Annotated in this window: 7 protein-coding genes; 5 read left to right on the top strand and 2 right to left on the bottom strand. The window is 66.1% G+C overall.

Annotation, left to right across the window (positions count from 1 at the left end):
- Positions 1-304: 304 nt before the first annotated feature.
- The 3 genes from FVD38_RS22820 to FVD38_RS22810 are packed head-to-tail and all read left to right on the top strand — an operon-like array spanning position 305 to position 3909.
- Positions 305-1840 (top strand): Do family serine endopeptidase, encoded by a 1536-nt coding sequence (locus tag FVD38_RS22820; RefSeq protein WP_147936905.1) that lies wholly within the window; start codon positions 305-307, stop codon positions 1838-1840.
- Positions 1841-1888: 48 nt separating this feature from the next.
- Positions 1889-2551 carry a response regulator gene (locus tag FVD38_RS22815; RefSeq protein WP_005662855.1) on the top strand — a complete coding sequence of 221 codons (663 nt, stop codon included), beginning with the start codon at positions 1889-1891 and terminating at the stop codon, positions 2549-2551.
- Positions 2548-3909, top strand: coding sequence for an ATP-binding protein (locus FVD38_RS22810; protein WP_147936904.1), 1362 nt, complete (start codon positions 2548-2550; stop codon positions 3907-3909). Before FVD38_RS22815 ends, FVD38_RS22810 begins: the two co-directional genes overlap by 4 nt.
- Before the next feature lie 9 nt (positions 3910-3918).
- Here the strand turns inward: FVD38_RS22810 and FVD38_RS22805 are convergent, their stop codons facing one another.
- Complete coding sequence (locus FVD38_RS22805) at positions 3919-4284, bottom strand: hypothetical protein (RefSeq protein WP_147936903.1); 366 nt, start codon at positions 4282-4284, stop codon at positions 3919-3921.
- 322 nt (positions 4285-4606) lie between these two features.
- Here FVD38_RS22805 and FVD38_RS22800 point away from each other — a divergent pair, with 322 nt between their 5' ends.
- Positions 4607-5737, top strand: coding sequence for a branched-chain amino acid ABC transporter substrate-binding protein (locus tag FVD38_RS22800; protein WP_147936902.1), 1131 nt, complete (start codon positions 4607-4609; stop codon positions 5735-5737).
- Positions 5738-5751: 14 nt separating this feature from the next.
- Here the strand turns inward: FVD38_RS22800 and FVD38_RS22795 are convergent, their stop codons facing one another.
- The gene (locus FVD38_RS22795) at positions 5752-6531 is read right to left on the bottom strand and encodes a hypothetical protein (protein ID WP_147936901.1); all 780 of its coding nucleotides are present in this window, start codon (positions 6529-6531) and stop codon (positions 5752-5754) included.
- An 88-nt stretch (positions 6532-6619) separates the two neighbouring features.
- On the opposite strand from FVD38_RS22795, the gene FVD38_RS26575 reads away from it, so the two are divergent.
- Positions 6620-6778, top strand: a complete 159-nt coding sequence (locus FVD38_RS26575) for a hypothetical protein (protein WP_187271681.1) — start codon at positions 6620-6622, stop codon at positions 6776-6778.
- The last annotated feature ends 27 nt before the right edge of the window (positions 6779-6805 follow it).

Raw genomic sequence — 6805 nt, 5'->3', positions numbered from 1 at the left:
GAGGACTTGGCACTCAAACAGGGACGCCTATTCTGATGGAAAAATCAAGAAGATTATTCCGGACAGCAGTGCGCGCAGGCGGGAACCTAATTTTGCGAGCGTTTAGGTAACGCGGGCAGACTTGGGTTCCCGCCTGCGCGGGAACGACCTTTTTGGGCTGACGAAATAACGACTTTCGCTGATCATTAAGGCGCGCCTAAGCCCCAAGCCTTGTCAACTTAAGCATGATCTAAGGCGGCTGCGCGAAGATACGTCCATCGATACTCAACATCGATTCAACACATTTTCACCAGGAGCACACACCATGTCGAACCCAAGTGCCGTTACTGCCATCACTGCCAAACGCCTCATGCTGGCCCTGGGTGCCGCAGGCGTCATCGGAGGCGCGGTCGGTGCCATCGCTGTCAATCACAATAATGCCGCCGCCAGTGCCGCGGCCCAGGCCGCGCCTGCCGTTGCAGCTGCGCCAGCCCCAGCGCCCGCGCCGGCCGCCGCCGTGGGCGCTCCAGCGTCGACCGTTGCGCTCCCCGATTTCACCCGCATCGCCGCCCAGCAGGGCAAGGCGGTGGTCAACATCCGCGTCGTCGGCGGCACCAAGACCGCCAATCGCGGCGGCTTGCCGAACCTCGACCCGAGCCACCCCTTCTACGAATTCTTCCGACAGTTCCAGGATCCACGCGGCGAACGCGGCGGCGATCGTGGGACTCCCGTTTTCGGCGCCGGATCGGGCTTCATCGTAAGCCCGGACGGCGTCATCCTAACCAACGCCCACGTCGTGCAAGGCGCCGACGAAGTGACCGTCAAGCTGCAGGACCGCCGCGAATTCCGCGCCAAGGTCCTGGGCGCCGACCCGCGCACCGACGTGGCCGTGCTCAAGATCGACGCCAAGGGCTTGCCGGTGGCGCCGCTCGGCAAATCGCAGTCGCTGCTGGTGGGCGAGTGGGTGCTGGCCATCGGTTCGCCGTTCGGCCTCGAAAGCACCGTCACCGCCGGCGTGGTCAGCGCCACCGGTCGCACGATCTCGGACGCCGCCGTGCCGTTCATCCAGACCGACGTCGCGGTCAACCCCGGCAACTCGGGTGGTCCGCTGTTCAATACCCGCGGCGAGGTCGTCGGCATCAACTCGCAGATCTACAGCATGACGGGTGGCTACCAGGGCCTGTCGTTCTCGATCCCGATCGACCTCGCGGTGCGCATCAAGGACCAGATCGTCGCCACCGGCAAGGTGCAGCATGCCATGCTGGGCGTGCAGGTGCAGGAAGTCGAACAAGGCTTCGCCGACTCGTTCAAGCTCGAGACGGTCGAAGGCGCCCTGGTCTTCAGCGTCGAACGCGGCGGTCCGGCCGAGCGGGCCGGCCTGAAGCCGGGCGACGTGATCCGCCGCGCCAACGGCAAGACCATCGTCTCGTCGGGCGACCTGCCGGCCCTGATGACCCTGTCCAAGCCGGGCGACAAGATGGCGCTCGATGTCTGGCGTGACGGTAAACTGGTGCGTCTCGATACGACGCTGGGCGATGCCGCTGCCAGGTCGCGCCGCGGCCAGCAGCAAGAAGTCGCCGAAGTGGCCGACAACAGCGCCAAGCTGGGCCTGACCCTGCGTCCGCTGGAATCAAGCGAGCGCCGTCGCAGCGGCATCGCCAACGGCCTGGTGATCGAAGATTCCTCGGGCGCCGCGCTGATCGCCGGCATCGAGCCGGGCGACGTGCTCATCTCGGTCAACGGCCGGCCGGTGAACTCGGTCGAGCAGGTACGCGACATGGTGTCCAAGGCCAGCAAGTCGGTGGCCTTGCTGATCCAGCGCGGTGGTGACAAAATCTTCATTCCGGTGCGGATCGGCTAAGGAAGCACAGCGTCCTCGACCCGCACGGGCTTCATTTTAGGGAAACACATGCGGCTACTGCTGGTGGAAGACGATACGATGATCGGCGAAGTGGTGCTCGACCTGCTCAGGGCCGAGCACTACGCCGTCGACTGGGTCAAGGACGGCGAGATGGCCGACACGGCCCTGCTGCAGAACCAGAACTATGACCTGGTGCTGCTCGACCTGGGGCTGCCGCGCAAGGATGGCCTCGAAGTGCTGCGCTCGATGCGCACGCGCAAGGACCGCACCCCGGTGCTGGTTGCCACCGCGCGCGACTCGGTCCAGCAGCGCATCGCGGGCCTCGACGCCGGCGCCGACGACTACGTCCTCAAGCCCTACGACCTCGACGAACTGCTGGCGCGCATCCGCGCGCTGCTGCGCCGCGCCGCCGGCCGCGCCGAGCCGATCTTCGAATACCGCAACATCAGCATCAATCCCGCCACCCGCGAAGTGCTGGTCGACGGCACGCAGGTGTCGCTGTCGGCGCGCGAATGGGCGGTGCTCGAGGCGCTGGTGGCGCGTCCCGGCGCGGTGCTGTCGCGGGCCCAGCTCGAAGAAAAACTGTACAGCTGGCGCGACGAAGTCTCCAGCAACGCGGTCGAAGTCTATATCCACGGCCTGCGTAAGAAACTGGGCAGTGACCTGATCCAGAACGTGCGCGGCGTCGGCTATATGGTGCCCAAGGCATGAAAATGACGCACTCGCTGCGCGGGCGCCTGCTCTGGTTCCTGCTCGCGGCGATCACCCTGGCGGCGGTGGCGCAGGCGACGATCGCCTACCGCACCGCGTTGCACGACGCCGACCAGATCTTCGACTACCACATGCAGCAGATGGCGCTGTCGCTGCGCTCCGGCACGCCGCTGTCGAACGACGAGGCGCGCGCGCGCATGGAAGCCGAGAGCAGCGCCAGCGGCAACGACGACATGGTGGTGCAGATGTGGTCCCCCGACGGCGTCCAGATGTTCCACAGCGTCTCGCGCGCGCGCCTGCCGCAGCGCGCGGTGCTGGGCTTTTCCAATGTACGCGCCAACGGCACCACCTACCGCGTGTTCTCGATCCAGACCTCGAACCAGACCGTGCAGGTCGCGCAAGACCTGGCCGTGCGCCGCAATATGGCCGGCAACCTGGCACTGCGTACGCTGGGCCCGATCGCGGTCATGATGCCGATCCTGATGCTGGTGGTGTGGTGGGTCGTGAGCGGCTCGCTGCAGCCGGTGGCGCGGGTGCGCTCGCAGGTGGCCGCGCGCCAGGCCGACGATTTGTCGCCGGTGTCCGACACCGGCTTGCCCGACGAGGTGAGGCCGCTGGTGCAGGAGCTGAACCTGCTGTTCGGCCGCGTCAGGACTGCCTTCGAGGCCCAGCAGCATTTCGTGGCCGACGCCGCGCACGAGCTGCGCACGCCGCTGGCCGCCCTGCGCCTGCAGGCGCAGAGCCTGGACCGCGCCGACACCCCGGAAGCGCGCCGCGTCGCGGTGTCGCGCCTCACCGCCGGCATCGACCGCGCCACGCGCCTGGTCGAGCAGCTGCTGGTGCTGGCGCGGCAAGAAGCGACGGCCGCCGAAGGCACGGTCGCCCGCCCGGTCGATCTGGCCGACCTGGCGCGCCGCACCGTGGCCGACCTGGCCGGCGTGGCCGCTGCCAAGGGCGTCGACCTGGGCGTGCAGCAGGCCGACCCGGCCACCGCCCTTGGCCAGCCCGACGCGCTGCAAATCCTGCTGCGCAACCTGGTGGAGAACGCGGTCAAGTACACGCCGGGCGGCGGCACGGTCGATATCGCGGTCCAGCACGAAGGGGGCAAGATCGTGGTGCAGGTCGAGGACAGCGGACCGGGCATCCCGCCGGAAGAGCGCGAGCGCGTGTTCGACCGCTTCTACCGCGTGGCAGGCAGCGATGCCGCCGGCAGCGGCCTGGGTCTGGCCATCATCAAGGCGATCGCCGAGCGCCATGGGGCGACCTTGACGCTGGATAGTTCGGTGCGCCTGGGTGGGCTGAAGGCGGTCGTGACGTTCAAGGCGGCGTCCGCGACTGTCATGACCGCCAAAGCCTGACTCCGGCAATTAGCAGCCAAGCTTGTGATAGCGCTGGCGAAGTTCCAGGATTTCCTGCTGCAGCGCGTCCACCGTGTCGCGCATCCCGCTGCGTTCGCGCTGTTCGTTGTCGAGAATGGCGGCTTCCAGCGTGCGGCATTCACGTTTTGAGCGCCCGTCGAGCCGATAACGCCTGGTCTCTGTCGCGAACTGCTGTTCGTTCATGCCGGTCAGGGGCTTGAAGGCACGCGCCATGCCTTCCTGGTGGTGTTCGCGTGCGACATCAGCGCCAATGCGCGTCTGCCCCGATAGTTTGTTGACACCTCGCGTTGGCATCACATCGAGCCGCTGCGCGCCCAGGCAAGGTTTATCGGTATAGGCGATCTTGCCGTCCACTTCACATTTGTAGATGGTGCGGCTCGGAGCCGGCAACTGGGCATGGCCCGGAAGCGTCAGGAGCAGAAGGCTGGCAACGACGAGGCAGGATCCACTTGTTCTGGCTGGACTGACGATGATGTTCTCCGCTCGAGGTGGTTATTTTGACCGCGCTTGTTCGCGCCGGTTGGGCATCCGTGCAAGGGCAGGCGCAACAGCATACCCGAGCCGATGCAAGGCAAACATCACCAATGTCCACTTTCACGCGCCGCGCCTGCTCGCGGTAGAATGATCGGTTCGGCGGGCCACACGCGCGGCCCGCATCGCAATGAACGAGGAACCGATGAACAAGAAGATAATCATGGCAGCCGTGCTGTCGACCCTGGCCGGCGTGGCCTCGAGCCAGGAAGTGGTGCGGATCGCCCACGTGGCGGGCCTGACCGGCCCGGTGGCCTATTTTGGCAAGGACACCGAGAACGGCGCGCGCATGGCGATCGAGGCGCTCAACGCCAAAGGCGTGACCATTGGCGGCAAGAAGGTTACCTTCCAGTTGGTGGCCGAGGACGACGCGGCCGATCCGAAGCAGGCCACGAGCGTGGCGCAGAAGCTGGTCGACGCCAAGGTGAATGGCGTGATCGGTCACCAGACCTCGGGCACCACGATCCCGGCTTCCAAGATCTACAACACCGCGGGCATCCCGCAGATCTCACACTCGAGCACCAGCCCGAAATACACCCAGCAGGGCTACAACACGGCCTTCCGCGTGATCGCCAACGACGTGCAACTGGGCCAGGCCCTGGGCCGTTATGCCACCGGCCCGATGAAGGCCAAGCGGGTGGCGGTGGTGGACGACCGCACCGCCTACGGCCAGGGCCTGGCGACCGAGTTCTCGCGCAGCCTGCAAAAGGCCGGCGGCAGCGTCGTCGCGCGCGAGTTCACCAACGACAAGGCGACCGACTTCAGCGCCATCGTCACCCGCATCCGCGCCACCAAGCCGGACCTGGTGTTCTTCGGCGGCATGAACGCGACCGCCGGCCCGATGCTGCGCCAGATGAAGCAGCTGGGCATGAACGTGCGCGTGATGGGCGGCGACGGCATCTGCTCGGACGAGATCTTCAAGCTGTCGGGCGGCACCATGACGGACGGCCAGGTGGTGTGCGCGGAAGCGGGCGGCGTGCAGGGCGACGCCAAGGCCGGCATGGACAAGTTCCGCGCCGACTACAAGAAGCGCTTTGGCATCGACGTGCAGATCAATGCGCCGTATGCCTACGACGCGACGATGGCCATGGCAGAAGCGATGGTGAAGGCCGGATCGTCGGCGCCGGCCAAATATTTGCCGGTGCTGGCCAAGATCCAGTACAAGGGCGTGACCGGGCCGATCGCTTTCGATCAGCGTGGCGATATTCGCGATGGCACCATCACGCTGTATACCTTCAAGGGCGGCAAACGCTCGATGATCGCCGTCACCAAATAGGGCCTAGCGCGCCCTTAGTCGTAACGGTCCGACGGAAGCAGGTGCCTGAACGTCGGCTCGATATTCATCGCATGCAGGTGGCGCACGATGTCTTCCAGCGTCGCGTCCTTCAGCAGCAAGCCTGGCGCCGGCGCATGCCGTAGAGCGGACGGCGCTGGCGCGGCAGCAGGGGCCGGCACCGCCATCGGCTTGTTCTGGTGCGCCCCATCGAGCGCCTGGAAGACCTGCTCGAACTGTTCCTTGCCGATGCTTTCCAGCCCTTCGAGGAAGGCCGCCTGTCCCAGCGGCGGCGGCGGCATGTCCAGCCCCGCCTCGTCGGCGAACGAGGCGCCCATGCCCGGATGGATGAACGCGGCCCACTTGCCGGTGCGCGGATGCAGGCAGGGCGGCAGCGCGATCGGTGCGCGCACGGCGTCCGTATCCAGCTCGATCTCGGGGAACCAGGCGTCGCGCAGGCGTTCGAGGAAGGTCTGGGCCTGGTCGGCCGGCACCGGCTCCGCCAGCGACAGCCACAGGTAATAAGCGTCGCCGCCCGAAATGCTCACCGCAGGCGCGGGCAGGCCGAGCGTTTCCTGCAGCGTGTTGGCGACTTCGCACAGCCGCAGCCAGTGGGCGTCGCTCTCGGCGCCCTTGGTCTTGCGGAAGGGGATCATCATGGCGCGCGTCTGGCCGTCGCCACCCGTCAGGCTGACCGGCACGTTCCGCTGGCCGAGCACGTGCAGCGTCAGGACGTCGGCCGGTGGCGCGTCGGCGGGAAGATAAAGCCGCATCAGTTCGGCGATCAGTTTTTGCATGACATTCTTGTTGAATCAAAAGACAGGCATGATATATCGGCGCCGGTCATGCTACCGTGTATCGTCTTTTCGACGCGCGAGGATGACCATGCGGAAGGCCCATATCTACATTATCGGCATCGTACTGCTCGGCTTTTCGTATGAGTACGTAAAGCGCGCCATGCCACACGGCGCGCTGTTCCTGCTGGCCTGCGTCGTGTACCTGGTCCTGCTTCGCCTGCTGGCCGAGCGCTTCGGCAAGCCCTGAATAAAAACGGCCCGCGATGATCGCGGG

The sequence above is a fragment of the Massilia arenae genome (assembly GCF_008014745.1).
GTDB classification, from domain to species: domain Bacteria; phylum Pseudomonadota; class Gammaproteobacteria; order Burkholderiales; family Burkholderiaceae_D; genus Telluria; species Telluria arenae.
The sequence above is the reverse complement of the archived record's forward strand: the minus strand, read 5'-3'. Positions and strand labels throughout refer to the sequence as shown.